This window comes from Nodularia sp. LEGE 04288 (assembly GCF_963896525.1).
In the GTDB taxonomy this organism is placed as follows: domain Bacteria; phylum Cyanobacteriota; class Cyanobacteriia; order Cyanobacteriales; family Nostocaceae; genus Nodularia.
Window position 1 is genome coordinate 16,986 of record NZ_CAWQOY010000122.1, and the last position, 26,395, is coordinate 43,380.

The 26,395-nt window shown below is 43.3% G+C and carries 24 protein-coding genes and 4 pseudogenes; 13 read left to right on the forward strand and 15 right to left on the reverse strand.

What is annotated here, in order from left to right; translation table 11 throughout:
- Positions 1–227 precede the first annotated feature (227 nt).
- The 3 genes from AACX33_RS15705 (at position 228) to AACX33_RS15715 (ending at position 1,936) form a co-directional block, all read left to right on the forward strand.
- Positions 228–1,259 carry an AI-2E family transporter gene (locus AACX33_RS15705; RefSeq protein ID WP_193998336.1) on the forward strand — a complete coding sequence of 344 codons (1,032 nt, stop codon included), beginning with the start codon at positions 228–230 and terminating at the stop codon, positions 1,257–1,259.
- Positions 1,260–1,488: 229 nt separating this feature from the next.
- Positions 1,489–1,647, forward strand: a complete 159-nt coding sequence (locus AACX33_RS15710; RefSeq protein WP_322744523.1) for a type II toxin-antitoxin system HicA family toxin — start codon at positions 1,489–1,491, stop codon at positions 1,645–1,647.
- Positions 1,648–1,708: 61 nt separating this feature from the next.
- The gene (locus AACX33_RS15715) at positions 1,709–1,936 is read left to right on the forward strand and encodes a type II toxin-antitoxin system HicB family antitoxin (RefSeq protein WP_193998337.1); all 228 of its coding nucleotides are present in this window, start codon (positions 1,709–1,711) and stop codon (positions 1,934–1,936) included.
- Positions 1,937–2,232: 296 nt separating this feature from the next.
- On the opposite strand, the gene AACX33_RS15720 is transcribed toward AACX33_RS15715, so the two are convergent.
- Entirely contained in the window at positions 2,233–3,798 is a 1,566-nt protein-coding gene (locus AACX33_RS15720) for a cation:proton antiporter (RefSeq protein ID WP_193998338.1), read from the reverse strand.
- A gap of 229 nt (positions 3,799–4,027) precedes the next feature.
- On the opposite strand from AACX33_RS15720, the gene AACX33_RS15725 reads away from it, so the two are divergent.
- Entirely contained in the window at positions 4,028–5,581 is a 1,554-nt protein-coding gene (locus AACX33_RS15725; protein ID WP_193998339.1) for a cation:proton antiporter domain-containing protein, read from the forward strand.
- An 87-nt stretch (positions 5,582–5,668) separates the two neighbouring features.
- On the opposite strand, the gene AACX33_RS15730 is transcribed toward AACX33_RS15725, so the two are convergent.
- The 4 genes and pseudogenes from AACX33_RS15730 to AACX33_RS15745 form a co-directional block, all read right to left on the reverse strand.
- Positions 5,669–6,346, reverse strand: coding sequence for a potassium channel family protein (locus AACX33_RS15730; RefSeq protein ID WP_193998340.1), 678 nt, complete (start codon positions 6,344–6,346; stop codon positions 5,669–5,671).
- 106 nt (positions 6,347–6,452) lie between these two features.
- Complete coding sequence (locus tag AACX33_RS15735; protein WP_193998341.1) at positions 6,453–9,458, reverse strand: MFS transporter; 3,006 nt, start codon at positions 9,456–9,458, stop codon at positions 6,453–6,455.
- A gap of 381 nt (positions 9,459–9,839) precedes the next feature.
- Positions 9,840–10,373, reverse strand: coding sequence for a translation initiation factor IF-3 (gene infC / locus AACX33_RS15740; protein ID WP_006196450.1), 534 nt, complete (start codon positions 10,371–10,373; stop codon positions 9,840–9,842).
- An 809-nt stretch (positions 10,374–11,182) separates the two neighbouring features.
- Positions 11,183–11,802: pseudogene (locus tag AACX33_RS15745) on the reverse strand (IS110 family transposase).
- Positions 11,803–12,064: 262 nt separating this feature from the next.
- Here AACX33_RS15745 and AACX33_RS15750 point away from each other — a divergent pair.
- The 8 genes and pseudogenes from AACX33_RS15750 to AACX33_RS15785 form a co-directional block, all read left to right on the forward strand.
- Positions 12,065–12,463: pseudogene (locus AACX33_RS15750) on the forward strand (4Fe-4S binding protein); the annotation flags it as partial.
- 170 nt (positions 12,464–12,633) lie between these two features.
- A pseudogene (locus AACX33_RS15755) lies at positions 12,634–12,945 on the forward strand (hydrogenase maturation protease); the annotation flags it as partial.
- A 141-nt stretch (positions 12,946–13,086) separates the two neighbouring features.
- A pseudogene (locus AACX33_RS15760) lies at positions 13,087–13,653 on the forward strand (GNAT family N-acetyltransferase); the annotation flags it as partial.
- 310 nt (positions 13,654–13,963) lie between these two features.
- Positions 13,964–14,392 carry a hypothetical protein gene (locus AACX33_RS15765; RefSeq protein ID WP_193998399.1) on the forward strand — a complete coding sequence of 143 codons (429 nt, stop codon included), beginning with the start codon at positions 13,964–13,966 and terminating at the stop codon, positions 14,390–14,392.
- A 451-nt stretch (positions 14,393–14,843) separates the two neighbouring features.
- The gene (gene mgtE / locus AACX33_RS15770; RefSeq protein ID WP_193998343.1) at positions 14,844–16,208 is read left to right on the forward strand and encodes a magnesium transporter; all 1,365 of its coding nucleotides are present in this window, start codon (positions 14,844–14,846) and stop codon (positions 16,206–16,208) included.
- A gap of 140 nt (positions 16,209–16,348) precedes the next feature.
- Complete coding sequence (locus tag AACX33_RS15775; RefSeq protein ID WP_193998344.1) at positions 16,349–16,756, forward strand: OB-fold nucleic acid binding domain-containing protein; 408 nt, start codon at positions 16,349–16,351, stop codon at positions 16,754–16,756.
- Between the two features lie 76 nt (positions 16,757–16,832).
- Positions 16,833–18,197 carry an APC family permease gene (locus AACX33_RS15780; protein WP_193998345.1) on the forward strand — a complete coding sequence of 455 codons (1,365 nt, stop codon included), beginning with the start codon at positions 16,833–16,835 and terminating at the stop codon, positions 18,195–18,197.
- A gap of 79 nt (positions 18,198–18,276) precedes the next feature.
- The gene (locus AACX33_RS15785) at positions 18,277–18,924 is read left to right on the forward strand and encodes an SAM-dependent methyltransferase (RefSeq protein WP_193998346.1); all 648 of its coding nucleotides are present in this window, start codon (positions 18,277–18,279) and stop codon (positions 18,922–18,924) included.
- Positions 18,925–18,979: 55 nt separating this feature from the next.
- On the opposite strand, the gene AACX33_RS15790 is transcribed toward AACX33_RS15785, so the two are convergent.
- From AACX33_RS15790 to AACX33_RS15820, 7 genes are all read right to left on the reverse strand, one after another.
- Entirely contained in the window at positions 18,980–20,122 is a 1,143-nt protein-coding gene (locus tag AACX33_RS15790) for a tyrosine-type recombinase/integrase (protein WP_193998347.1), read from the reverse strand.
- A 3-nt stretch (positions 20,123–20,125) separates the two neighbouring features.
- Positions 20,126–20,365 (reverse strand): hypothetical protein, encoded by a 240-nt coding sequence (locus AACX33_RS15795; protein WP_193998348.1) that lies wholly within the window; start codon positions 20,363–20,365, stop codon positions 20,126–20,128.
- Positions 20,362–20,685, reverse strand: coding sequence for a hypothetical protein (locus tag AACX33_RS15800; protein WP_193998349.1), 324 nt, complete (start codon positions 20,683–20,685; stop codon positions 20,362–20,364). Before AACX33_RS15800 ends, AACX33_RS15795 begins: the two co-directional genes overlap by 4 nt.
- Positions 20,686–20,696: 11 nt before the next feature.
- A complete protein-coding gene (locus tag AACX33_RS15805) occupies positions 20,697–21,095 on the reverse strand; it encodes an ASCH domain-containing protein (RefSeq protein WP_193998350.1) in 399 nt (132 codons plus the stop codon).
- Positions 21,092–21,322 carry a hypothetical protein gene (locus AACX33_RS15810; protein ID WP_193998351.1) on the reverse strand — a complete coding sequence of 77 codons (231 nt, stop codon included), beginning with the start codon at positions 21,320–21,322 and terminating at the stop codon, positions 21,092–21,094. The genes AACX33_RS15805 and AACX33_RS15810 overlap by 4 nt, the downstream gene beginning before the upstream one ends.
- An 83-nt stretch (positions 21,323–21,405) precedes the next feature.
- Complete coding sequence (locus tag AACX33_RS15815; protein WP_193998352.1) at positions 21,406–21,609, reverse strand: hypothetical protein; 204 nt, start codon at positions 21,607–21,609, stop codon at positions 21,406–21,408.
- 57 nt (positions 21,610–21,666) lie between these two features.
- Positions 21,667–21,864, reverse strand: coding sequence for a hypothetical protein (locus tag AACX33_RS15820; RefSeq protein ID WP_193998353.1), 198 nt, complete (start codon positions 21,862–21,864; stop codon positions 21,667–21,669).
- Between the two features lie 774 nt (positions 21,865–22,638).
- Here AACX33_RS15820 and AACX33_RS15825 point away from each other — a divergent pair.
- Positions 22,639–23,040 carry a hypothetical protein gene (locus tag AACX33_RS15825; protein WP_193998354.1) on the forward strand — a complete coding sequence of 134 codons (402 nt, stop codon included), beginning with the start codon at positions 22,639–22,641 and terminating at the stop codon, positions 23,038–23,040.
- A gap of 79 nt (positions 23,041–23,119) precedes the next feature.
- Here the strand turns inward: AACX33_RS15825 and AACX33_RS15830 are convergent, their stop codons facing one another.
- The 3 genes from AACX33_RS15830 to AACX33_RS15840 all read right to left on the reverse strand — a co-directional run.
- Positions 23,120–23,386 (reverse strand): KGK domain-containing protein, encoded by a 267-nt coding sequence (locus AACX33_RS15830; protein WP_193998355.1) that lies wholly within the window; start codon positions 23,384–23,386, stop codon positions 23,120–23,122.
- Between the two features lie 177 nt (positions 23,387–23,563).
- Positions 23,564–26,011: a DUF3854 domain-containing protein gene (locus AACX33_RS15835; RefSeq protein ID WP_227789142.1), complete on the reverse strand. Its 2,448-nt coding sequence runs from the start codon at positions 26,009–26,011 to the stop codon at positions 23,564–23,566.
- A 43-nt stretch (positions 26,012–26,054) separates the two neighbouring features.
- Positions 26,055–26,395: hypothetical protein (locus AACX33_RS15840; protein WP_227789143.1), on the reverse strand; the 341-nt coding region annotated here is incomplete at its 5' end.

Here is a 26,395-nt window from a genome sequence, read left to right on the forward strand (position 1 = left end):
CTGATTAAAATGTTGTAAGCTATTTGTCAAGCAATTACCACAAAATATCTAGCAAGGGAAATTTTCTGTTTATCTATAGTACAGTATGGCAGCAACATAACTCTTTTATTTTTTGAATATTGATGTTTAATTTTTCTGATTCCGCCGGCGCGGACTAAGTTTGTATAACTGGTTATTGGTGTTTAATAATTTATATTTATTAAATAGATATAAGAGGAAGCTAAAAAATGAAAATCGGGCAATTGCTGGGATTTTTTGCGCTGGTGATCTCACTTTATATTCTCTGGGAAATTCGCCAGTTATTGTTGCTGTTATTTACAGCCATCGTGCTAGCAACAGCGATTAACCAACTAGTGCTACGGTTTCAACAGTCTCGAATGCAGAGAATTTGGGCTGTGTGGCTAAGTGTGGTGATTGTCCTCGGTTTGTTAGTTACTTGTTTCTTGGTAATTGTGCCACCTTTCATCGACCAGTTTCAGGAATTGGTCAAGTTGTTTCCCAGTGGAGTAGCTCAGATTCAGCAGGTGATTACTTGGTTAGAAGGTACGATTATCGGTCCTTATGTAACGAACTTACCAGACATTAATAATTTAATTCAAGAACTACAGCCATTAACTGAAAATATCTGGAGACAAGCGATCGCGTTTTTCTCTACAGGCTTTACTGCGGCCTTAGAATTTTTACTGGTAATAGTTTTAACTTTGATGTTGTTAGTCAATCCCCAACCCTACCGTAAAGTTTTTGTACGGTGTTTCCCGTCATTTTACCGCCATCGGGTAGAAGAAATTCTCACTTTGTGCGGCGAGGGTTTGGGACACTGGACAGTTGGAGCTTTAATTACAATGGTATTTATTGGCTTCTTGAGTGGGTTAGGTTTGCTGATTTTACGAGTACCCTTGGTACTAGCTCATGCTGTACTAGCAGGGTTACTCAACTTTATTCCCAACATTGGCCCCACCTTAAGCGTCATCTTACCAATGACGATCGCCTTTCTCGAAGCACCTTGGAAAGCGATCGCAGTTTTAATTTTATACCTAATCATTCAAAACATAGAAAGCTACTGGCTAACTCCCACAGTCATGGCCAAACAAGTATCCCTCTTACCAGCCTTTACCCTCACAGCACAACTCTTCTTCGCCGGCTTTTTTGGTGCTTTGGGACTAGTCATGGCGCTACCCTTAGCAGTAGTTGCGAAAACTTGGATCGAAGAACTCGTATTTAAAGATATTTTAGATAAATGGAAACAAACATCCTCTTAGGGACTAGTACCGCAAGGCGGAAGTCAAAAGTCAAAAAGCTTATAAAATGGGCTTTTCATGGATTTTGAATGGTCTGTTTATTTACGCCAACTTGTACTAGGGAATAGACAGTAGGGTGTGTTGTCGCGTAGCGCAACGCACAGTCCCAGATTTTCAGTAGCTGCAAAATTAATCACACACCCTACCAAATTCCAGCATAAATAAATATTTTTCCATTCAGACTTGAATCATGCCTAAAAAAATTAGAGAATTAAAAAGCTTACTCAAAAAAGCTGGTTTTGTTTATCGTTCTGCAAAAGGAAGTCATACCCGTTGGTATCATCCTTTATTACCCAGTGATCCTATTACGATTTCCGGTAAAGATGGGAATGACCTAAAATTTATATAGAAAAAGAAGTTGCAGACAAATTAGCTAAATTAAAATTCATCCAAAAACAGGAGTCAGAAGAATGAATTTACCTTATACAATTATTATTCAATGGAGTAGTGAAGACGAATGTTATTTAGTTCATTTACCAGAATTTCCTACCCAAAAATATCACACTCATGGCGATACTTATGAGGAAGCATTAAAAAATGCTCAAGAAGTGATAGAAATGCTCATTGAAGAATATCAGGAAGATGGCAAACCTTTACCATCAGCTAAATCTTTAGAACAATTAATCAATGTTGCTTAAAAATTAGAAATTTGTTTCTTTTTCGCTGGCTTGTATCCCTTATAAAAACCTTGATAAAGAAAGGGACTGGGGAGAAGAAGCAGGGGTGCAGGGAGCAGGGAGCAGGGGAGAAGAAGCAGGGGAGAAGAAGCAGGGGTGCAGGGAGCAGGGAGCAGGGGAGAAGAAACTTTCCAATGACCAATGACCAATGACCAATGACCAATGACCAATGACTAATGACCAATGACCAATGACCAATGACTAATGACTAATGACTAATGACTAATGACTAATGACTAATGACTAATGACTAATGACTAATGACTATCCTCATGTTGCCAAACATCTTCAAGCATAGGGGCTAATTCCGTATTTAACCGACCAGCGCGGACAAACTCTGCATAAGTATCAGCCTCAATAGCCAAAAGTTCCTCCCGAAACTGTTCAGTGATAAAGGTGCGAACATTGGGATATTCAACCTGTAACTTATCAATCTTTATTTGCAAATTTTCAATCTCCCCTTTAATCAGTGTCTCTTGATAACGGTAAAACTCAGGGTCAATACCTGGACGGTTATCTGATTGGAGATGCTGCAAAACGCGTTCTAAAGCGACATGACGGGTAGCCAGTTCAGAATATCGATCACGTAGAGGCGCATCACCCAAAAGATTTAGCTTCTGTAACAAAGGTTTAATCGTCAATCCTTGGACAAGTAGAGTAAATAAAACTACTCCAAACACCGTAGCAATGATTTTTTCTCGCTCTGGCAGTCCTATAGGTACACTTAAGGCTAAGGCAATAGAAACAGAACCGCGTACCCCACCCCACCATAAAACAGTTTGTTCTGGTAAAGGAATTTGATATTGCGTAATCGCAGCACTCAATTTACTGAGAAGATAAATAGCCACAGCCCGCATCAAAATCATGGCTGCTACTGTGATACCAATGATTTGCAAGTTTTCGCCCAAAACAGCAAAGCGAATTTGGTCACCAATTAATAAAAAGACAATTGAGTTGACAAAAAACGCTAAAAATTCCCAAAATTCCGAAACAATCACCCTAGTGCGGGGATTCATCCCTACGCGAGAACCAAAGTTACCTAAAATCAAGCCTGTGGTCACAACTCCAATTACCCCAGAACCACCCAACTCTTCGATAACCAGGTAAGTCCCGTAAGCAGAAACCAGAGTTAAAGACTGTTCCACCATTGGTAAATCAAAGCGTTGGGTTAGATAAGAAATACCAAAGCCAATTAATCCTCCCACTGCTACGCCGATACCAATAACCATCACCAGCTCTAACAAAATTGGCTGGAAACCCAATTCGGCATTTCCCAAAGACAGCGCTACCAAAAAACTAAAAGCCACCACAGCCATGCCATCATTAAACAAGCTTTCGCCTTCCATCATGGTGGTGAGACTTTTACCCACGCCCAATTCGCGAAACAAAGCCGTCACAGAAACCGGGTCAGTAGCAGATAAACTAGCGCCAATTAGCAAAGCTGTCGTTAGAGATATCCCCGCGAATTGATTTAGACCAATTGCGATGCCGCCAATGGAAATTACCACCCCCAAAACTGCATACAGACAAATTGTCACCAAATTGCGTTTTAACTCTGCCCAGCGCAAATTCCAGGCGGCTTCAAACAACAAAGGGGGTAAAAAGATGAACAAAATTAATTCCGGCGAAAGGGTGACAAGGCGGACATCAACAAAGGCCAGCCCTAAGCCGACAATCACCAGGAGTAAGGTATAAGGTATGTGGCGGAACCAACTAAATATCTGCGGTAATGTCGCCACCCCTAAAGATACCGAAAGTACCAAAAGAAATTGCTTGAGATTAGTGGTGATAATTTCTTCACCAATTGCTGTTTCTATATTCATAAATAAAACTTGGTATATTTTTGCACTTAATTTTGTCTGATAGGGAATGGGAAAGAAGAGGAAAGGTTGTTAAGCACCAACCGGGAATGTAAAGTAATTTCTCACTCACCCCCGCTCCCTGCTCCCTGCTCCCCTGCCTCTTGAGTCAGGTGGATGAAACTCGCCTTTGTGAACCTCAGCCTTCAGATTAAAATTTATCAGCAAACTAAAATAACTTATCAAAATCTCAGTGGATGTTACCGAATTAGTCAAGGTTTCAATTATTCTCCTGTTGGTGGCTACAGCTGTGGCGCTGCTATCTCGCAGGTTAAAAGTTCCTTATGTCGCGGGTTTAGTGCTGGCGGGATTGGCAATTACGGAATTGCTACCCAGTCGCATTGGTTTGAATGATTCTCTCATTTTAAATTTGTGTTTACCGATTCTGGTGTTTGAGGCAGCTATTAATACTGATATCAGTCGTCTGCGTAGCACTGTTAAACCCATTGCTTTACTAGCGGGGCCGGGAGTTGTAATTTCTTCGGGCGTGACAGCAATACTTTTAAAATGGGGACTGGGAATTGATTGGATACAAGCACTGTTAGCTGGGGTGATTTTAGCAATCACTGATACTGTTTCCATGATTGCTGTGTTCAAAGAAGTACCTGTTCCTTCGCGACTTTCTACCATTGTGGAAGGAGAAAGCTTATTTAACGATGGTGTGGCGTTGGTTTTATTTAGCTTAATTTTACAATTTAATGCGGCTGGCTCACTGACAATCTTGGATGGATTCCAAGAATTTTTTGTGGTAATTGTGGGCGGTACTTTGGTGGGATTAATTCTGGGCTATTTGAGTACGGGTTTATTTGTGCGGTCTGATGAGCCGCTGAGTAGTATTTTACTGACAATGGCTGTAGCTTTGGGAGCTTTTCAAGCTGGGCAATTGCTGGGTGTATCCGGTGTGGTAGCAGTGGTGGTGGCTGGCTTAATTGTGGGAACCAAAGGGCTGGCGGGTAATGTCTCGGCTTCTACTCGCTTGACATTACTGACTTTTTGGGAATCTCTGGGTTTTGGTGTCAATAGTTTGATTTTTTTGTTGATTGGTTTAGAAGTGAACCTCACAACTCTTTGGTATACTCTGCCTGCGGTGTTGTTAGCAATTCTGGCTTACCAAATGGGAAGACTGGTTTCTGTGTATCCACTGTTAGCAATGGTGGGTTGGTTCGACCGTTCCATACCGTGGCGTTGGCAACACGTTTTGTTTCTGGGTAATATTAAAGGCTCGCTGTCGATGGTGTTGGCGTTAAGTTTACCCATTGGACTGGTAGGGCGAGAAACTATCATTCCCATTGTATTTGGTACAGTGTTGCTGTCTCTGGTGGGACAGGGTGTGAGTTTACCGTGGTTAGTCAAACGTTTAAATCTGTCTCACTTCTCTGCATCTCGCCACCGAGTGGAAGAAATGCAAGCGCAATTAATTACTGGTAAGGCGGCACAGGATGAGTTAGATAGTTTGTTGAAATCGGGGATATTACCTAAAGCCATCTATGAAGAGATGCGTTCAGGTTATCAGGTGCGAATTGCTGGGGCGGAAAAAGCGCTACGGGAATTTCATAATCGTCGCCCAGAGGAGTTTGGCACGAAAAGAGGCGATCGCAGTAAACTTGAAGCCATCCGTCGCCGTCTACTGCTGGCTGAAAAAGGCGCACTCACTGAAGCTATGCGTAAGCGGATTCTCTCAGAAGAAATTGCCCGCGATCGCATCAAAAATATCGATGAACAATTACTACAATTAGAAGATGATTGAAATGTTTAAATCCCCAAAGTTCAGATCCCCGACTTCTTCAAGAAGTCGGGGATCTTGTTGCTTGTAACAGAGATAATTAATTACGAATTACTTACAACCTTCAATAAAATCAATCACTTGGTGTAAAACTCCCGGCTTGGTGACAATTAACACGGTTGAATTAGGCTCAACTACAGTACTGCCATTAGGAATAATTAAATCGGTATGGGGATGGGATTGATAACCAATAATTAAAGAACCACTAGGAAAATTGGGATTTTGAGCAATTTCTGCAATACTGCGACCCACAACATAGCAATTATTGGGAATGAGCATTTTCAGGACTTCGATTTGCCCTTGCTCAAAATGCATCATTGATTCTACTTGTGGATACTCGATGGCATTCACCATTGTCGAAACCGCCAATTCCACAGTGCTGATAATATGATTGGCTCCAGATATACGTAGAGGTTCAGTAAAATCCCGGTGGCGCATCCGCGACAAAATATGAGGAACGCCGTAGTGTTTAGCAAGAGTTACCATTGCTAAATTCAAGGCATCACTTCTGAGGACAGCTGCTAGGGCATCAGCTTTGCGAATCCCGGCTTCTAATAAGGTTTCTGTACTCACAGCGCTGCCTTCAAAAGCCATGACTCCTACTTGTTCACGGGCATAGCGGCAAGCATTAGGATCTTTGTCAATGATGGCAGTTGTATGCCCCAGTTCTACTAATTTTTGCGCCAAATTTAGCCCCACTAAACCGGCTCCACCTATGAGGACATACATAGTAATTCTGCTTTAATAGACTTACTTAATAGTAGCAAAGTCCCCACTCCCTACTCCCTACTCCCCACTCCCTACTCCCCACTCCCCACTCCCCACTCCCCAGTCACTACTCGCCATCATTTTTGACAGTGTATGTTTCCATTAACTCCTTAACTTGAGCGACTACGAGGGGGTGTGTGTCTTTTTGTAATTTGGGTAGGAGTTCGAGAAGGACGCGATGTGAGGCGACACTGAGATAAGCGATCGCCGCTTCCCGGACAAAGCCTGTAGGATGGCGTAAAGCTACTAAAATTTCCTCAATGTTCAAACGGATACGGCTAACTTGAGCAAAGTGAAAACAGCAGGCTAAACACCAATCAGAAAGCAAATGACTCAGTGTCAACAACCGGCCAATGCGATCGCTGACGGGCATTTGTTGATATTTCCCTAACCCAGCTTCCACTAAACAATGGAGTTTTTCTTGGGGCGATCGCTTATCTAAGATATTCAACAATATCGCTTTTGTGGGCAAATTAATCGTATGGTCTAAAATTTCTAACCCCTGGGCTAAATTTGCCCCTGATTCTGATTTGAGATTGAATGCAGCTGCTTGCATCTTTTCTGGCGAGTAAAGTAATCTCAGTAGTAGCAACAATCGCTCCTTCACATCCATTTCTAACTCTTCTAGTGCGCGTTGCAATAAGTTAGCAATCACTAAAATTCTGCCTAATTGAGAATTTTCGACAATCTCTGGCTGTTCAAAGTCTAGATAGGCGGCGTAAATTTCCGCTAAAAACTTTAATTCCTGCTCAATTAAACCTTCCACCTGACTGTGATGAAAAGTATCTATACTCGTGATTTCTGGTTGTTGATTGATTTTCAGTAAACTGCGGAGAATATAATATCTAGTAGCGCCCCAAGATATTTCTAAATGCAGCCATAAAGTTTCCATTGCTTCGAGAGTAGAAATTTGAGCAATGGTGCGCCAAGCATACATCCGCACTACTTCTGGTTTATAAGTATTGGTAGCCAGTTCTAACAACATTTCTAGACATTCATTTTCGAGTTTAATCAAAGCCTGCATGGCGGTACTGCGGGTTGATTTATAGTAAAGCGCCCCGATTAAAGCCGAATAATAGTCCTCTAAACGAGTTGCAGCAATCATTTCCAAAACTGCACAGCGTACCCGTAAGGATTCATCCTGTAACAACTTGGGAATATAAATCCGCAACGCCTGTAAATATACAGCTTCTCTCAGCGCTCTCACGCCATTGACTCGTTCTCGTTCTTGTTGATGAGTCAGCATTCGGCGCATAGTTTTAGTCGCGGCGATTTTTTGCAGGGGTGTTCCCTGACGCAAAATTAAAGCGGCGGCGGTGGCGCGAATCAGTGAATGATGTCGTGGTTGGAGGTACTCTTCTAATAGGGTTAAATTCGGGTTAGTTTCAGCTAGCCAAACGTAACGCAGCGCTAGGGCAAAAACTTCAGGATCAACTGTTCCCGGCGGCTGTTGTAACAAGGAGCGCACTTCCAGGGCATAAATAGGATTGATATCTGCAATTAGCATGACTTCCAAACTTTGGCGCTGCAAATCTGAGGGGAATTTCAGCAGTAAGGGTGCTAAAACTTGCGCGGCTCCTTGGGGATCAATTTGCGCCAATAGTTCAATGCAAGAGCTTTTATCAGCCGTGTTGCCTTTTTCTCCTAAAGCTTTGACTACGCCCTGTTTGAAGAAGCGCAGACCAACATTTGAGGCACTCAATTCTCCCCGTTCTGCACTCAAAACTAACAAGTCAACATAACGCGCTCGCAATAACCAAACTACTTTTAAACAAGCAGCGGCGATCAGAACGGTTTCTCCTACCAATACCCACTTTTGTTGTTCTAGGGATATATATTGATTGCTGAGATATAAAGTCAGAAGTATGATTATACCTGCCAAACCTGTGGCGATCGCTTCGGCTGTTCCCCCGGATAATGTCTGCGTGCGGCTGCGAATGCGTTCGGGTATCGGTTGGTATAGGACGGGACCGCTACTCACGACAAAGGTGTAGCGTAACAATTCATCAGAGAACTTCAGCCCAACTAATCCCCAAAAGAAGCCTTGGGCTTGTAATGCTGGGACTAAATTCAGTAAAGCGATCGCAGCTGGTAAGATAAAGCCCACAGCTATGGGTAATAGTGCAGCCGTTAAAAATACCCCAAAGCGTTCAGTGACGCGGCTGGAAATAAACCACTGAGTGATTAACTCACACAGTCCCACAATGCCACCAAATAGTCCTAAAAAGCTCGCCAGTTCGCGGCTGTTTAAAGTCACATTTAGTTCGCGCAGGTATTGAAAATCTACTAATAAGCCAATAATTTGCAAAAGACCGACAAAAGCGAACAACTGCAATGTATAACGCTTTAATGGAGCTTCCAGGCGGCGGTGTCGGTTAGCTTGTTCATGGGGAATGACCCGTTGGGGAGCATCAGGAAAGGCGGCTCGATATTGATGACTTAAATAAAATAAAATCCCTGTTCCTAAGATAATCACACTACAGGCGATCAGAATCACTTGTTCTAGCTTGATGAATTGCAGCATCCAAGGCAAACTAAAGCCACTGATCACATCCGCTACTAACATCCCACTACTGACTAAGGGATAAGTACGTTTAATTTCTCGGATATTAAATAATTGGTTAGCAACAATAGAAGTGTTGAGGTCATTGATCACATAAAGTGCATCGACCCACAGCCGCAGCAGAAACACGAGGGCGACTGTCAGGAATGAAATATATATTCCCCCACGCAAGGACACGATCAAGATTAATGGCAAAACCATACAAGGTGCGATCGCCACAATCACCCAACGCAACGGGAAAATCTTTTGCAGCCAAGAATAAACTACAACCAGTCCCATACTCATGAAAGCACTGGCAATATACATCCAAGGCAGGGGGCCAGCCCCATATTCATCCAAAAATAGTGCGACTGTACTGTCTTCTGCCCAGCGCAAACCCACTGATACAGTCGTGTAAAAAGCAAACATCATCCAAGTGCGTTTGCCTTCTTCCGGTCGAAGATTTAACCACTGTAACAGTCGTGCTAGAACGCCTTTATTTGCAGCCAACGAGTTATTTTTGAGTTCCATGCACTGCAAGCTACACTAAATTAGATTGAGAATTAGATCGGGAAGCATGATTCGTTAAACAATTCCAAATTCCAAATATCAGACTTTTTCCCACCGGGATTTACACCCTGACTGAAACACAAGCGACCTGTAGACAAAGGGGTCTGAGACCATTGACTTGCTGATCAGGGCGAAAACAAACTATGATTTCCCCTGATCCTCCTCATCTTCCTCATCTTTCTCATTCCCACTTCCCATAAACGGCAAAAATCCTGAGCAACTGAGTATTATCTTTCCCACTCAGCCCTCAGGACTATCAATTTTCCGACAATTTCCACGACTTTGGGTCAATTAGAAATTATTCGTTATAAATTATACTTGATATTTGAAAAATTTGGCGAATTATTTTTTGGGCGAAATCAGCATCATCATATTTCTCCCCTCTTTTTTGGGTGCTTGCTGGAGTTCACCAAGCGGTTCCAAATCCTTAGCCATGCGCTTGAGCAAATGCTCTGCTAAGTCACTGTGTTGAATCTCTCGACCCCGGAACATCACAGTCGCCTTCACTTTATCACCATCTTTGAGGAAGCGCTCGGCTTGCTTAACACGCACATTGTAATCGTGTTCTTCTATTTTATAGCGCATCTTCACTTCTTTCACATCAGCCGTGTGCTGCTTTTTGCGGGCTTCCCGTGCCTTCTTCTCCTGCTCAAACTTGTACTTCCCGTAATCCATGATTCGACAAACCGGTGGGTCGGCCTTGTCACTTAGCAATACTAGGTCTAGCTCTTTCTCCTCAGCTAGTTGTAGTGCTTCTTGTGGAGGCATAATTCCTAATTGCGCGCCATCAGTATCGATGACTCGAATCTTGGGAAAGCGGATGCGCTCGTTGATTTGGGGCAGATCGCGAGTTCGTTTTTTCTCAATCACAGGCATTATGATTATGGAAGCTCTTTAGTAGTTAAGACGTGGATTGGACTTGGTTTGCTTGGTCTTCTTTGGGATGCCTCAGAAGCACAAAACGTAATTTAACTGCGGACTTAAGCTTGAGTCTATTTTTCTAGGATAACTAATTCATGAACTAGTCGTCATCGTATTTTTTATTCTAATCACTCTGCCCGAATTTCTCTGCGATCGTTAATGTAAATTACATAACCAAAATTAATCTTAAATTTTATGACATTTTCTCATAACCTATCTAAGGGTATGTTATGCATCCTCATTGTCTGCCTGGCACAGTAAATATACTCAACCTCTAGAGATTTCCCCAAAACAAATTACCCAAAAATTGTAGGGTGGGTATAGCCCTGGGAGCATGGCTGCGCTAGAGCGACAGCGTAACCCACCATAATCGATATAAACCATCGTTAAAGCCCTGGCGATGAGAAATCGCGGGACAACAAACTATAGGACTACTATTTGATTTTTGAACAGACACGTAGCGACTGTCTTGATTGTCAAGCGATCGCCAACAAAAAATGAGGGCGAGGAGAATTGACGCAACTGGGGAACGCTGCGCTAGATTCAGCGGTGCCTAGTACGGGCATGAATGTTGTCATGAGTAGTCAAGATAGTTGCAGCCCGCACCAGGCACTCCGCTTCGCCGCCGAATCTTCCCCAGTTGCTGGATTTCGCGCATGGGCCAAAAGCAGCATGAGAATGTAACCCAAATTGTGCGTTCGGCAAAGGCGTACCGTGGGCATGGGATGGGGAGAGGACTTCAAGGTATAAAAATGTTAGTGAGACTAATGGTTAAAAATGGGTTTGAAGTTGTCACAAATGTGCCAAGGCAAATTATCCCGAACCATTGCATTTAAAATAACTAACATTTTATGAACGCAAGCAGTCAGAGCCAGTTTTTTAGACTTACCACGAGAAACAAGGCGTTCGTAAAAAGCTTTAATCACGGGATTATGACGCATGGCGACAACAGCACCCATATAAAGAGTGGCACGAACATGAGCACGACCACCATGAATCATCCGCTTACCTTTGTGTTGACCACGGACTCAATTGCTAACACTTGGGGCTTCATGGCTTCGCCAAAATGTGCCAAGATTTGTGCATCAATGGAGTCAGTTTTAGCAAACTTACCTGTAGCTTTGGCAAAATCTCGTCCCTGACGTGGATTGATTAATGCCACTGGTAAAAGTGCGGCTTGTAATTGAATTACCAGCTCTGTTTCTAGTCCTCCTGTTGCTTCGATTATGATCAGGTTGAGATGAAATGATTTAAGTTGCTCGACGAAAGTAGCAATTTCCACGGCGGTATTAGCAATTTTTAATGCTTTACCTATGGGACGAATGTAAACATCTAATGATGCTTGACTGACATCAATCCCTACCCATACAGAGATATCTTCCATTTTCTTTGCTCAACATGACTTATTTTTATGTTGAATTCATCCCCTTGATTTCACTCTTCCTTGCACGATACGGACTGTATACTTTAAACATCTGTACTTAAAGCTTTGACCCTGGCGACTGTTCGAGTTCTGTCAAAGAGATTTTTGTGGTGACCCATGCTACGAAGCGGTCTAATATGACCTAGGGTGTGACGGTCTACCACTTCCTCTAACATACCTCTAAGATACAAGGGTGTGTTAGCGGGGAGAGTACGGCACCAAAGCCTTAATAATGGGTATGGATCATGTCCGTTTAGATTACCATTTCCCTGATCGTAAGGTCGATGTTTCACACGATCGCTTTGGTGTTGACCATAACCGTTGTATTCTTTGCACTCGTTGTATACGTGTTTGTGACGAAATCGAAGGAGCGCACACTTGGGATATGGCGGGTAGGGGGACAAATTCCCACGTAATCACCGATTTAAATCAGCCTTGGGGAACCTCCCAAAGTTGTACTTCTTGCGGTAAATGCGTTAACGCCTGTCCTACAGGTGCGTTGTTTGACAAAGGTTCCAGCGTCGGCGAAATGAAACGCGATGGGCTACGCCCCGCCAAAGGCGATCGCACCAAACTAGATTTTCTCGTCACCGCCAGAGAAAAACACCAATGGAACCTTTAAATAATTAAAACTTCCGAAAAAACCTCTCAAACTCTCATAACTCTGTGTCCTCTGCGTCTCTGCGGTTCGTTTCCTCATAATTCTGTTTCAGCACTAAAAAAATAACAGTTAACTCCCCAACTACGAACTACGAACTACGAATTATTATGTCTTAAATCAACCCACATCAAATGAACGCTCATACTATCGCCATAGGATACGGAAACGAGTTGCGTAGTGATGATGGTATTGGTCAAAGAGTAGCCAAAGCCTTGCAGCTATCACAGGTGAAATCCATTGCTGTTCACCAACTCACCCCAGAACTCGCCGAAGTTTTAGCCCGTGCTGATTTAGCAATATTTATCGATGCTTGTTTAATATCTGAAAGTTCTCAAGTACAAGTACAATCCCTTTCACCTGCATCTTGCAACATGATCGCCGGACATACAGCCGATCCGCGATCGCTCTTAGCTCTGACTCAAGCTATATACTGTCATTGTCCCGCAGATATAGCCGCAGGTGAGATGATTCTGAATCGCAACCATATTCCCACATATCCTTATCCTGATACTGCGGCGCGGATGTTTAGTTATATGTGGCAGTCTAGTTATAACCTGCGCGGTATCTACGAAACTCCGGTAAAACAAGACCAACTACCAAAGTTAGCAATTCGACCTTATCCGACACAATATGTCAGCCAGTGGACGATGAGAAATGGCACACCTGTGACTATTCGTCCTATCCGTCCAGAAGATGAGCCGTTGATGGTGCAATTTCACCAGACACTCTCAGAACAAAGTGTTTATTTTCGTTATTTCCACTTAATTAAGCTGCAATCAAGAGTAGCCCATGAACGGTTAACACGCATTTGCTTTATTGATTATGATCGCGAAATCGCTTTAGTTGTGGAATATCAAAATCCCGAAACGCAAACACGAAAAATATTGGCAGTTGGTCGGTTAAGTAAGATACATGGTACGAATACAGCAGAATTTGCTATTGTGGTGTGCGATCGCTGTCAGTGTCAGGGTATAGGAACAGAGTTACTGCAAAGGTTACTGCAAGTTAGTCGAGATGAGCAACTCACGAGAATCACCGCTGATATCTTGGTTGACAATGATCTCATGCAAAAAGTCTGTGAAAATCTGGGTTTTCGGATTGAGCGCACAGATGATCCCACTGTAGTGAAAGCCCAAATTGAGATCAAATAAACTATACCTATGCTTTGAAAAAAATACAACTCCAGAATCCTGATTTTCCGAAGCGTTCATCACCTTTCCTTTACAGCGTGTTGCAGGTTTATGAGGTACAAAAAGAAATAATGATCCACAGATGAACACAGATATAAACGCGTAGCGGCTGACCGATGGTTGCGAGTGATTCCGGTAACTATTAGCCTTGACAAAGCTGTTAATTATGAGAGGATATGTGAACAAAAATAAAGGTAAAAATAACCTGCGTTCTTTTTATTAGAATTAAGATACCTATTCCTTGATTATTGAAAGCTGGGGGAAGAAAATGATGAATGTGGGATTTTTTCACAGAATTCCAGTGATGCCCCTGGTACTACTCTGGTTAGCTTATGCTCTATTGGGGTGGTATCTTGCGGCTCATCACATTGTTTGGTTGGCCGGAGCTTTTGTCGTCGCTGTCACTTTAGCCATTGTCAGAAAAACTATTGTTTGGTTGGAGCAGTTAGTGGCATTTGGCTCTAGAATTTTAGTTGTGGTTTTGTTTTTAAGTCTATCAGTCGCTTTGGTGGAAACTTGGTCGCTCTTCTTCAGCCTCTTTCTTATACCTATAGCCACTACCTTTTTAGCTGATTTAGAAATGCGTTTTGCTGGCTTCAACAAAACCGATGCATTTTGGGTTTTAACTATCTTAGCCCTGTGCGGTTTGATAACGGGTGAATTGATCGATATTTTACTGTTGCCCAGTAGCAGATTTTAGCGGTAATACTCTAGTATTGCACAGGTAAGCTTTCTAGATCGCCCAGTATTAGCATCTTAATGTCGCCTTTGCAGAATCAAGATAGTTCTTCCTTATCAAGTTTAGCATAACAAATCTTCTCGCGATTGTCAACTCCCAATACTCTATTTATGCGTTCATAGTACCTATACAGTCTGTCTGTCAACAAGTAAAATATAAAGTTGCTCTGGATAAGTGGCGAAAAACTGGTAGTACTACCCTTTAGAGGGCGGGAAAATGTCACACTTGGTCACAGTAAGTAAGTCGGCGGGAAAATTTCGATGTATGTCGTTGCGAAGGTAACGAAGTGGAGTGAAGCAATCACAAGGGTCTTGGGGTTTTTACATTCTGTTACATAGTGAGATTTGTTTGTGCCGACTTACTGAGAAGCAAATTAGCTTTAAAGAACACTGCCTTTATCATTAGTTCCGATATGCAAAGCAGATCCCGACAAGAGTTACAAGACCTAGTGCGCGAGCAGCTGCGAGTGCTACTTGAACAAAAAAACTTTCAGGGTGCTAAAGCTTTGTTAGTTCCAGTTCAGGTTGCAGATATTGCCGAATCCATTGAAGGTTTACCAGAGGCTACCCAGGCGATCGCATTTCGGTTACTTTCTAAAGAAGAGGCCATAGAAGTCTTTGAATACCTCGATCCCAGTGTACAGCAAACACTACTAGAAGATTTTAAGCGTCAGGATGTCAGGGAAATCGTTGATAATATGTCGCCTGATGATCGGGCGCGTCTGTTTGACGAACTACCGGCGAAAGTTGTGCGGCGACTCTTGGAACAACTGAGTCCGGCGGAAAGGGATGCAACTGCTTTGCTTTTAGGTTATGCGCCTAACACTGCTGGGCGGATTATGACTCCTGAGTATCTCTCACTGAGGGAAAATATCACCATTACTCAGGCGCTAGCGCAGATTCGTTCTTTGGCTAACTTAAGAGAAACTATTTACTATATTTATGTGACTGATGATGCTCGTCGCTTTACAGGGATTCTCTCGCTACGGGATCTAATTTTGGCTCAACCAGACCAAACTATTGGCAGTATCATGACTCGTGATGTGCTATTTGTAAATACGGGTACTGACCAGGAAGAAGTAGCTCGAACAATTCAGCACTACGACTTCGTAGCCATTCCTGTGGTAGATGCCGAACAGCGTTTAGTCGGGATAGTCACGGTGGATGATGTCTTGGATATTTTAGAACAAGAAACCACAGAAGATATCTATACATTGGGTGGTGTAGAATCTGGCGGAGATAATTATTTTCAAACTAATTTATTTACTGTGGCTCGAAAGCGCGTAGTGTGGTTATTTGTACTGTTAATCACTAATAGTGCTACGGCGGCGGTAATTACTAACCAAAAGGATGTTTTAGAAAAAGTAGTGGCTTTAACTGCCTTTATCCCCTTGTTGATTGGTACAGGTGGGAACGTAGGAGCGCAGTCTTCAACTGTGGTAATTCGGGGCTTGAACACAGAGGACATTCGCCCTAACGAAGCTTTAAATATAGTCAGACGAGAAGCGATCGCTGGCGCACTGCTGGGAGGTATGTTGGGTACTGTAGTCGTCGTGTGGGCATACTTCTTGGAAGGGAATTTAGCAGTCGCCCTGGCTGTAGGTATTAGTCTATTGTCCATCTGCATTTTAGCCTCAGTTTCGGGTTCCGCGCTGCCATTTTTATTCCGGGCGATGAAGCTAGATCCGGCTTTGATGTCTGCACCTTTTATTACCACTGCTGTGGATGTGTTGGGAGTGTTTATTTACCTCAACGTAGCTCGATTGATTTTAGGCTAACAGCAGAAGTCGCAACGAAAGTATACCGCCAGAGGTATTGTGCTACTGGAAATTTTGTCACTACTAGAGGGGGATGAATTTACTGCCAAATTCCCTCTTTATGTAGGTGTAAAATTACCAAGTTTTCCGAGATTTCATCTATGTTTCAGCGATTTTTACAAAAGTTGACAATCGCGGCGATCGCAGCCACAATACCTATGTTGTCTATTCCACAATTGGTGCTTGCACAAACAACTAGGATTGGTGATTTACAACGCCCTAGAGACATCACCATAGCCGGAAGGGTAGAAAGCATCATTGGCAATAAATTTATCCTCAATGATGGCACTGGGGAAATTATTGTTGATGCTGGGCCTCTTTGGTGGCACGATATCAACCTTTCACAGGGAGAGCAAGTTACCGTTACTGGTGAGTTGGGCAAAACAGGTGATGAATTTGATGCTTTTACCATCACTCCCGCCACAGGCTCGGTGATTGAAGTTCGCTCTCCCACAGGGCCTCCTCCTTGGGCTGGTGGACCAAACCGAGTCCCACGACCAAAAAAATAGTGCCGAACTTTGAATTTTAAAGTCTTGGCTATACTGAGGATAATTCTTCGCTCGGTATACTCAACACGAATGAGGTATGAATGTGAGTAGTCAGGAAAACTACAATTTAGTTGAGTCGGGAGCGACGAATGAAGCAGGAGATCCCAAGTCATTACTGACATTATCCGACGCAGTAGCGCTGATTGTGGGTATTGTCATCGGGGCAGGGATTTTTCAAACCCCAGCATTAGTCGCAGTTCAAGCAGGTAGCGATTTAGTTGTACTGCTGTTGTGGTTAGCTGGTGGCTTGGTATCTCTGGTGGGAGCGTTGTGTTATGCCGAGTTAGCCACAGCTTATCCCAATGTCGGCGGTGTCTACTATTATCTCAAGCGTTCATTTGGGCGGGGAGTCGCCTTTTTATTTGCTTGGGCGCGAATGACTGTGATTCAAACAGGTTCGATTGTGCTGTTGGCATTTGTATTTGGTGACTATGCGACTCAAATATGGCGCTTAGGTACGTTTTCATCTTCTATTTATGCAGCCGGGGCGATCGCTTTATTAACGGCTTTAAATATCCTCGGTTTGCGACAAGGTAAGTGGACACAAAACTGGCTGTCTCTAGCTAAGGTTCTGGGTTTGTTACTGGTAGTATTTTTGGGACTAACTACTCTCCCTAACTCGACAGTGGCTACAGAACCTGCATCATCAGGAAATTGGGGATTGGCGATGGTGTTTGTACTCCTGTCTTATGGTGGCTGGAATGAGGCGGCGTATATCTCGGCAGAAATGCAGAATAAACAACGTAACATTCTGCGATCGCTACTTTGGAGTATTGGCATCATCACTGGGATTTACCTACTGATCAATCTCGCCTACCTGCAAGGACTAGGCTTATCAAACATGGCTGCATCAGAAGCAGTCGCTGCCGATTTAATGCGCTCTATTTGGGGCGAACCTGGAGCCTTATTTATCAGCATTTTGATTGCAGTTTCCACCTTGGGCGCAATCAACGCCACAATTTTCACCGGCGCGCGAACTAATTACGCTTTAGCTCAGGATTTTTCCCTGTTTAGTTTTATGGGGCGCTGGCAAAAAAGCCACAGCACGCCTATCGAAGCCTTTTTGTTGCAAGTGGCGATCGCCTTAGCATTGGTTTTTCTCGGCACGATTACCCGCGGAGGCTTTGAAACGATGGTGGATTACACCGCCCCCGTTTTTTGGTTATTCTTTCTGCTTTCAGGTGTATCGCTGTTTGTGCTGCGAATTCGGGAACCCGAAATATCACGCCCCTTTCGTGTACCACTTTACCCCTTGACACCATTCCTATTTTGTGTATCATGTGGTTATTTGCTTTACTCTAGTTTGGCTTATACGGGTGTGGGAGCAGTTGTAGGCGTTCTAGTGGTAGCAGCAGGAATCCCCCTGTTGTTCTGGAATCGCCATCGCCAAGGGAGAGTATGAGAAACTAGGGACTGGGGAATGGGGAATGATTTAATACTGATCACTGATGATCACACGCTATCAAGAAAGGAAAAAATTCATGAACTACAAAAAAATTCTTTTTTTACTGGCGACAGGAGTGAGTCTGACCAGCTGGGGATTTGTGGGATGCACACCGCAAGAACCGAACGTGGAAGCAGAAGCGCCAGCAGCACCTACTTTGGCGGGACAGACCGAAACACCGGCAACTCCACCCCAAGAACGTCCAGGTGATGTGCCTTATGTGCCAACACCACAAACAGTAGTGGATGCCATGTTGTCAGTAGCAAAAGTAGGCAAAGATGATGTGCTTTATGACCTTGGTAGTGGTGATGGCCGGATTGTGACTACAGCCGCCGAAAAGTATGGTGTCAAAAAAGGTGTGGGTGTAGAAATTAACCCCGAACTGGTTCAGGAAGCGAATGCAAATGCACAGAAAGCCGGAGTTAGCGATCGCGTACAATTTGTCCAACAAGACTTGTTTAAGTCTGATTTTAGTGAAGCCACGGTAGTCACACTTTACCTATTGCCTGACATTAACCTCAAACTCCGTCCTCAGCTATTACAGCAACTTAAACCGGGAACGCGGATTGTCTCCCATGCCTTCGATATGGGCGAATGGCAACCAGAACAGACATTAGAGGTAGATGGACGCACAATTTATTATTGGGTAGTTCCCGAAGAAGTACCACCTAATTTACAAAAGTAGCCCCACCACCGCTTTGTGGAGGTCAATGGTTTTGTTTTGAGTAGAATTTGAGTAGTTAAAAATCGGGGCAATCCGATTTACTCACTTCTGGGTGACAGTAGTACGCCAAAACTGTCCGCACATCATCCCCCAACCAGTACGCTACTTTGTCGGGGGATGCTCCCAGCGCGATCGCCCAAGTCGCAAAAGTATGGCGACAGATGTAGAGCTTCAGATAAGGAATTAATTTTTGGTCTGCCAACTCCCTGACCACGCCAGGGTAATAATATTTTTCAGCTACGGTGTAACCTCTCCAAGCTTTCTCTAAGACCTTCAGGGAAAGTTGCTTTCCCGTAATACTGGTAAAAACTAAATCCTCCGGGCGGGGCTGGTGCGATCGCATCTCAAGCAGCAGTTTTTGGAGCTTGCCCCCAGGGACGGCGGGGAAAATTCTGCGTTTCCCATTCTTCGTCCCCTTGGTTTGGTTGATGCGTCCGGCGTAGCTTTTGGAAATGGTAATTTTGGTACAGGATTGATTGATATCTGACCAGCGCAAAGCGAAAGCTTCACCGGGTCGGCATCCAGTCCAGAATAGAAATTTTATAATTTGGCTGTAGTAACTGTATTTATGGTGACTTTCAAATCTGGAAATTATCAAATCGCGCTGTTCTAGAGTGTATGCTGCAATTTCTTCCCGGCTGGACTTTTTCTGTTTGGGTAGTTTTAAGTTTTTGAAAGGATTTTCGGTAATCAGTTGCTCTTTGATTGCCCAGTCGTGACAACGAGATAAATCTGAAATTATTTTTCGGGATATGTGATGGCTATATTTTTTCAGTAGGTAATCTCTTATCTGCACAGCTTCTGTGGTATCAGGTAAATTAGCAGTTACTCGCGCTGTAAAAGCATAATTATGAGAAATCGTGGATTGTTCCAAAAACTGTTCTTGCCAGTCAGTAAATTTATTCCACAATTCCAACAGGGTATATTTAGTCTCTTTTTGGATTGATACCTTTTTGACTCCAAACCTGTACCGCTCTAGTGTTGGGTCAAACTCATTTAAAGAAATTTCACGCTGAATTAATTCCCAGCGTGAATCTACAATAGCTCTATTACTTTTGTTGTTTCTTAACCCAGTAGAAAGATAAAATTGTTTGCTGTATCCGCTTACCCTAAAGCGGATTATGAGTTTTTTACTTTTAGGGTCAACGATTACAGCCATTAATTATCCTTCTTCTTCTTCGTAGTAATCGCAATCAACAGCGACATCCTCCGACCAACCAGGGTCAAAGTAATATCCAATAGCTAAGTCATCTTCGTCACGCAAAGTTCCAGACTCCCAATCACATTCAGGCTGAAAGCAAGCAAAATTATTGGTATATCCCCACCAAATGTCACAATATTTGCAATTTTTACAATCCCTATTGGAACTGTCCTCTGATTTTCCTGAGTGACCAATATTCATGTACTTACACCACTTGTAAAGTAGCTCCAGTTTTCTTCAGGGTAAATATCATCCACGGATATTTCTTCTAAGCGAATTTCTTGTGATGAATTCCACTGATTCACTGAATAATCATTTACCCAGTCAGATACGAACTCAAAATCATTTAAAATTCTGGTTTCGTCATAGTCACTCACTATTTCCAGCAAATCAGACATATCCAATGGACGAGTAATGCCATCTGGCAGAAAGTCGCAGCTAAGTTTTGCGACTATTTCATAGATTGTAGTATTGCCTTTAATTCCACTGATACAAGGCATCTTAATTATTGTTATTCGCATTCAAATACCTCCTAGTAATCAACATCAAATAATCCTTGTTTACCTTTCACTTCAAAAGGCGTAATGGGTCTAATCTCGTCAAACACCCAAGCGTACCTGCCCACTTCCCACAGCCCAAGCTTTTTTTCTAAATCTGATTGCTCGGTAATTAATTTTTCTGTGATTTTCACAACACGTTTGATGTTTACAACGGCTACAGCTACACCAAAGGGAAAATCATTATAAGTGAGCCTTCTGTCAATGGGCTTGATAATTTCATAAAAATAAAGCTCTTGTTCCCTTGTATCCTTCTGGGCGGAACAAATCAATAAATAACCTCTATACTTTGTCCCCCAACTTCTTGTCTCTACTGATTTCATTCCCAAGGCGATCGCGCTTGCCCAGGGTTGCCATAAACTTAATGCTTTCATTCCATGTCCTCCATCTCGCCGAAAAAGAAATAATCAAGAATTAATTGTCCTTCCATGATGCATACGCAAGCCTCACCCAAATAGTCAAAATGTCTAATTGCTTCCCTAGAGTAAATGAGTGGCAGTTTTAGAATATAGCCATCCCCGGCTCTTTCAAAAATGTAGCCTTTCTCCTCCGCTGTGACACGGACGAGCATGAAAGCCGTTCCATTTAATGTTTTTGGCATTTCTCTAAAATCCTAAACATGATAATTTTATGTCTGCATCATGATTTATTGAATGCAGACATAATGTAACTATTGTCAGACAATCAATTGACGGGTTGAGCTTGATGATTGAAACAAACTTTGTAGTCGGAAGATTTAGCTAGTCTATTCAGGCTTTGCGCGTGCATCTCTGCTTCAGGACGAGTTCCGAATCCAGCTACAATGCGAGACAAATCCCCTGGGAGTGGAGACTGATCAACAGAGAGCAATGGCTGAGATGAATAGACTATCCAAGGTAAATGATTCATCTGCCACTGCCTCTAATATTATTGTTCGGAAGCGGAATAACCATGTTTCTGGTTGGATTATTCATCTTTTGTGGCATCCAATTCACTAAAATAATTCCATACAAACACCGCCTTTTCTCCAGAGAGTCTGAGGTAGTTATCCTCGTCACCAACTATTGCAACAAAAACATCTCCTTCAAAGGTACGTCTGAGATGAGTGACATGATTAGTATTGATAATTATCTCATTGCCAACTTTAATAAAATTCGCGTCCACTTCTATTGCTCCTGATTAATTGATGAATTTCAGTTGTTCTTTTTACAAAGGTTATATTCATCCCAAAGACCTTAAAGATAAAGTGACAAGTCAAGGTTTTGACGACGACAACTTTTTTGAAGGGCTTGGGATTCTCGGCAATTGTGATCATCTAAATCCTTAGATAAGTATGAGAGCTATCAGCAAAAGAATTGTGGAAATAATTGAGGCAGGGGCAAGTACAGGATACATCTTGAAAAGCCCTGCCCAAATATCCGCTACATCGTTCAAAAATTCATTCATTATTTAATCCTCAAGTTGTGGATCTATATACAAATAGAGCCAAGTTGACCAAGCGACATAAGTGAACCCAAATGGATGATAAGGAGTTTTTTTACTTGAAAAAGATAAGGTCAAGTTACCTAAAGAAAATTTCAGGACTCCATTTGATGAGATTTTTAATTTCATAGTCATTGGGCATTGGGTGTTGAGGTACGGACTACTGCGATCGCGCTGGAAGTTCTTTGATATTTGCCCCAATGGCTGGGAGGCTTCCACCTCTCCCCGGTTTGCGCTGTGCGCTTTTCTCTCTCACTCGTGAATCATCGGCAGTTCATTGGTCTGGAGGCTGCCATCTCTCCAAGGGTTGATGTTTCTCTCAGTGCAAGGAAAGGTCTGTAAAAAATAGTTATGCATTACCAGAACCATAGTGCTATCTTATGGAGAGGCAGAATAAATGTCAAGCATTTCGCCAATGCAAATCTATTTCGCTCATGTAGAATAAAAGGAAGTTTCGTGGATTACACAAATGGCCAGGCCAAAGAAATCAGCAGAGGATGTAACGTCGGTGGGACTGAAACTCAGTCGCAGTGCTTGGGAGGAATTACAGGAGAGAGCGGCATCTCTAGGCTTAACCCGATCATCGCTAGTGGAGAAAATTGGGTTTGGAGAAATCCCTCTGGGAGCTATGTCTACGACGAAACCACAGATATTGGGAAAATCCTCCAGCGCCTCGAATTAGTCGAAAGGTTATATACGGAATATGTCCGCGCCCATCAAATCGGACTAGAGGCGCGTCTGACCGAATCCAAAAATTTAGAAAAATTATTTCAGCAATCAGTAACTGAACTTCGCCAAGAAATTTACAATTTGGCGACAGAAGCTGACTCTAATGGGAACGGACATAGAACAAACTAAAAGCCTGTCATACCAATGGTGTGACAGGCTTTTCCTTGTTTATTCTGGCTAGCGCTGCGCTAGTGGATTAGCCAGAACATTAAATGTCTAGGTCAGACCTCAACTCATCCAGCGGTGAGTCTGGCTCGTCGGGGATGAACTCTAGTTTTAACCTAATTCTCCCCACCTGCCACTTGCCACCTTCCCTCAGCAATTCACATTCAAAGCCATCATCGCTAATCCAGAATTCATAACCAGGAAATCGAAGTTGAATTGCTTTCTTTATCTCACCAATCTGAGATGTGGGACCTGTAGCAATATTGCGCTTGCGATCCAAGTTGACGACATCACGATCTTGTAAATCCATAAAATTTCTCATTCCCATAAACAAAACGGGTTGGCTGCAACTAACCCGCTTTCCTAGAATTCCCACAAACTCACTTAGGACATTCCAAAAAGATAGGTAGATATATATTCACTGCCACATCTCTAAAGTTAGGGGTTAATCCACCACCATCCACCACCGCCTTATACAGCAAGGGTTTCATCCACCACCCGACCCACCACCCGATATATCACCTTGGATATCATCTGCGGATATTCTTTGATTTAGCCAGTGGTCATAAGTCGGGATTTCTTCGTCAAGTTCAGGCAAACGTAGCCTCAAACCCCTGATAAACGTCCCTTTCTTGTTTATCTCCTTCTGAATGGGCCAGTTTAATATCGTTTGGCAAGTTTCAATCAGGTCAGGAGAAAAAGTCCGGCTGGACTTTGGAGAGCCGCCAGTTTTTAGGCAGTGCGACACGTAGGAACCAAACAGAGTATAAGGTGTACCGTTATTGCCCTCATTGCGATCGTTCCCTATGGGAGTTAAGGCGTTAATGTCGTACACGATGCAGTCGTTGATCCATGAACTCACAGAATCACCCTTCATCTGGTTTTCCCAGAATTCGAGTGTGCATTGTGGTATCTCCTTCTCACCCTTCATTACACGCGAAACGTGGTCGTCATCAAGGCTCAACAGGTAGAGGGTGAACGCCGCCAACTCAGGCTCAAATACTTTGGACAATTCTCGGCGCTGGCGCTCTACTACTCGCCTGTTACACGGCACTGTAATTGTTCTGCGTTTAGCGCGACTACTACTGCCACCAGCAAAAATGGGGAAATTGGAACAGACCAGGGTCATCCCCTGGTAATCGAAGTTGAAGCTTTTCTTCCTTTTTTCCTCGGCCCTGATTTTATCTTCCCCGGTCAGGGACAAGAATCTACCAATGCCTCCTTTGTATGGGTCTTCGTCGGGGAATATGACTAAGCGCTTGCCAAAGGCGTTATATCCTTCAAATTGGTTTGTACACCAGACTTGCAGGTTGGTAACTAATATATTTTGCTGTCCAATTAATTCAGTTACCAACCTGGCGAAAGTACCCTTACCTGTTCCACCAAGTCCAATGAGGTGCAGGAATTTCTGTAGGTCGTAACGCCCTTTGATAACAGCGTTGCAGAAACAGATTAGCAATTCCTTAATATTGGGATTGCCGTCTGAGAGGTGTTCTAGGAAATTATTGATGTTATCCCATTTACCTGGGGTATCGGAGTAGTCGCGGGGTAATGTCCATGTCAGCCTAAATCCGGGCGCGTGCTTGTGTAGTTTACCTGTCGCGATTTCCACCACTCCATTCGTGAATGGTAGCCAGTCGCGGGGTGAAACTTCATTCCATCGCCGTTCTATTAGCTCGTGTCGGAGCAGCTTTAGAATGCCGGTGACATAATCGGAACCAAAGTTCTGGATGTTATCACCCGCGAGAATTTTGTAAATAATGGATTCCATGTACTCATTTGATTCCGGTGACCATACCCCAGGGGAATCAGCTTCATATCTCATCCACAATTTAGTTTCATCGTTAAAAGCGATCAGCTGTCGGTAATCCTCAGCTATTCTCTTGGCTTGCTGGTCTGGTGGTGGGTTCTTCTGCTTTTCTGGTTCGTCATATTGTCCAGGTGTCCCCGGTTTGAATTTCTTTTCAAGTCGGGCGATCGCATCTGAGTAAGCCCGGTCAAAAGCACCTGATCCGGAATTTACAATCAAGTCGTCAATCCCCTTACCCTGTTCTGTCCTCCATACAATATCTTCCAGGTAGGGATTACAAACAGTTTTCAATGCTTCAGTTAAGCGCTTCTTACCCTTGCTGACTGAAATTTTAGCTTTGTGGGAATCATCGCGATCCATCCCCAGGAGCCAAATAGAATTTTCTAGGGCCAGTCGTTCCAGGTCTGAAGTTAGTCGCGGTTCTAAATCAATGCCGTCGTCATCTTTGGACTTGCCAGCGCCGCAGCGACATCCATAAAGTGCGATCGCGCAATATCCCTGTGATAAGGCCGCCAAACTTTTCTTCCCGCCCTCGGTAACAATTCGGGGAATCTTAGCAGCTGCTAGCCAATCCCAGAAACTGCCGTCCATTGGCACGTCTACACCATATCGAGATGCAATCTTTTTTCTAATGCTTGTAGGCACTGGGGGGAGAAATGCTCTATCACCGTTTCGCTTTGGGGCTAGATATCGGTAGGGTCGCTGCCTATCCGCGTCGGGTAAATTTACAATTGCTTGCCACAGGCTACCGTCTTCATTTCGCAGGAAGGCGGCGTATATGGTTGGCTTGACTTGGTGGGTAAACCTGGCGAAGTACCATCCCAGTTCATCATGAATGGGCGTTTCGGCATCCATGCCATAGCCCCACTCAATTTCCTGGTGAAACTCTACAGATGTAGCGTAAAGTTCTGGAGCGATGCCACTTTTGTTAATAAATACGTCTTTGACGAATAATTTAAAGTCTTCAAGGCTAGTAAATTTATTCTCGAAAACTGGGGGTGAAATCTCTTCTAACTCTTGTGGCAGTTGGACTTGAGGCGTTTCTTCTGCTACAATAGTAGTACAAGTTTTAATTGTTTCTGTGGGTGAAGTTGTCGCTTCCCCATTTTTTTTGCGTGTAACCATATTATACCTTTGCCCTGATTTTAATTATTTTTGGTTGGTGTCGCTAAAAAGGAATGCCGTCAATATCGGCTACTGAGATGCCTGTTGCCTCGGAGAAACCATGCACTATCTGGTAGGGGATATTGTAAAAAATCCGTGGCTTGCATACTTCCAGTTGGAAAAACACCCGGTCGTCCCACTTGATGATGTTGAAACGAAAGACCGAGTTTAGACAGATAAATAGGCTAGAGAAGGCTGGCTCATAAGAGTTAGAGGGAAAACACCGGATCATAGGGCTGTGCATTGCAGCCCATCGCCAAATTTGTAAATGAAGAATAATTTCCTCTAATTTGATTCTGATTTTTGACATAGATATATCTGGTGGTGGGTGGTGGTGGATTGGGT

Excerpts from the sequence above, each read along its gene's own strand:
- AACX33_RS15775 (WP_193998344.1), top strand. The coding sequence starts at position 16,349 with ATGTTTCAGCGATTTTTACAAAAGTTGACAATCGCGGCGATCGCAGCC.
- AACX33_RS15705 (WP_193998336.1), top strand. The coding sequence starts at position 228 with ATGAAAATCGGGCAATTGCTGGGATTTTTTGCGCTGGTGATCTCACTT.
- mgtE (WP_193998343.1), top strand. The coding sequence starts at position 14,844 with ATGCAAAGCAGATCCCGACAAGAGTTACAAGACCTAGTGCGCGAGCAG.
- AACX33_RS15805 (WP_193998350.1), bottom strand. The coding sequence starts at position 21,095 with ATGAAAGCATTAAGTTTATGGCAACCCTGGGCAAGCGCGATCGCCTTG.
- AACX33_RS15835 (WP_227789142.1), bottom strand. The coding sequence starts at position 26,011 with ATGGTTACACGCAAAAAAAATGGGGAAGCGACAACTTCACCCACAGAA.
- AACX33_RS15710 (WP_322744523.1), top strand. The coding sequence starts at position 1,489 with ATGCCTAAAAAAATTAGAGAATTAAAAAGCTTACTCAAAAAAGCTGGT.
- AACX33_RS15790 (WP_193998347.1), bottom strand. The coding sequence starts at position 20,122 with ATGGCTGTAATCGTTGACCCTAAAAGTAAAAAACTCATAATCCGCTTT.
- AACX33_RS15765 (WP_193998399.1), top strand. The coding sequence starts at position 13,964 with ATGAATGTGGGATTTTTTCACAGAATTCCAGTGATGCCCCTGGTACTA.
- AACX33_RS15715 (WP_193998337.1), top strand. The coding sequence starts at position 1,709 with ATGAATTTACCTTATACAATTATTATTCAATGGAGTAGTGAAGACGAA.
- AACX33_RS15780 (WP_193998345.1), top strand. The coding sequence starts at position 16,833 with ATGAATGTGAGTAGTCAGGAAAACTACAATTTAGTTGAGTCGGGAGCG.
- AACX33_RS15810 (WP_193998351.1), bottom strand. The coding sequence starts at position 21,322 with ATGCCAAAAACATTAAATGGAACGGCTTTCATGCTCGTCCGTGTCACA.
- AACX33_RS15720 (WP_193998338.1), bottom strand. The coding sequence starts at position 3,798 with ATGAATATAGAAACAGCAATTGGTGAAGAAATTATCACCACTAATCTC.
- AACX33_RS15795 (WP_193998348.1), bottom strand. The coding sequence starts at position 20,365 with ATGAATATTGGTCACTCAGGAAAATCAGAGGACAGTTCCAATAGGGAT.
- AACX33_RS15800 (WP_193998349.1), bottom strand. The coding sequence starts at position 20,685 with ATGCGAATAACAATAATTAAGATGCCTTGTATCAGTGGAATTAAAGGC.
- AACX33_RS15830 (WP_193998355.1), bottom strand. The coding sequence starts at position 23,386 with ATGGATTTACAAGATCGTGATGTCGTCAACTTGGATCGCAAGCGCAAT.
- AACX33_RS15785 (WP_193998346.1), top strand. The coding sequence starts at position 18,277 with ATGAACTACAAAAAAATTCTTTTTTTACTGGCGACAGGAGTGAGTCTG.
- infC (WP_006196450.1), bottom strand. The coding sequence starts at position 10,373 with ATGCCTGTGATTGAGAAAAAACGAACTCGCGATCTGCCCCAAATCAAC.
- AACX33_RS15735 (WP_193998341.1), bottom strand. The coding sequence starts at position 9,458 with ATGGAACTCAAAAATAACTCGTTGGCTGCAAATAAAGGCGTTCTAGCA.
- AACX33_RS15815 (WP_193998352.1), bottom strand. The coding sequence starts at position 21,609 with ATGAATCATTTACCTTGGATAGTCTATTCATCTCAGCCATTGCTCTCT.
- AACX33_RS15730 (WP_193998340.1), bottom strand. The coding sequence starts at position 6,346 with ATGTATGTCCTCATAGGTGGAGCCGGTTTAGTGGGGCTAAATTTGGCG.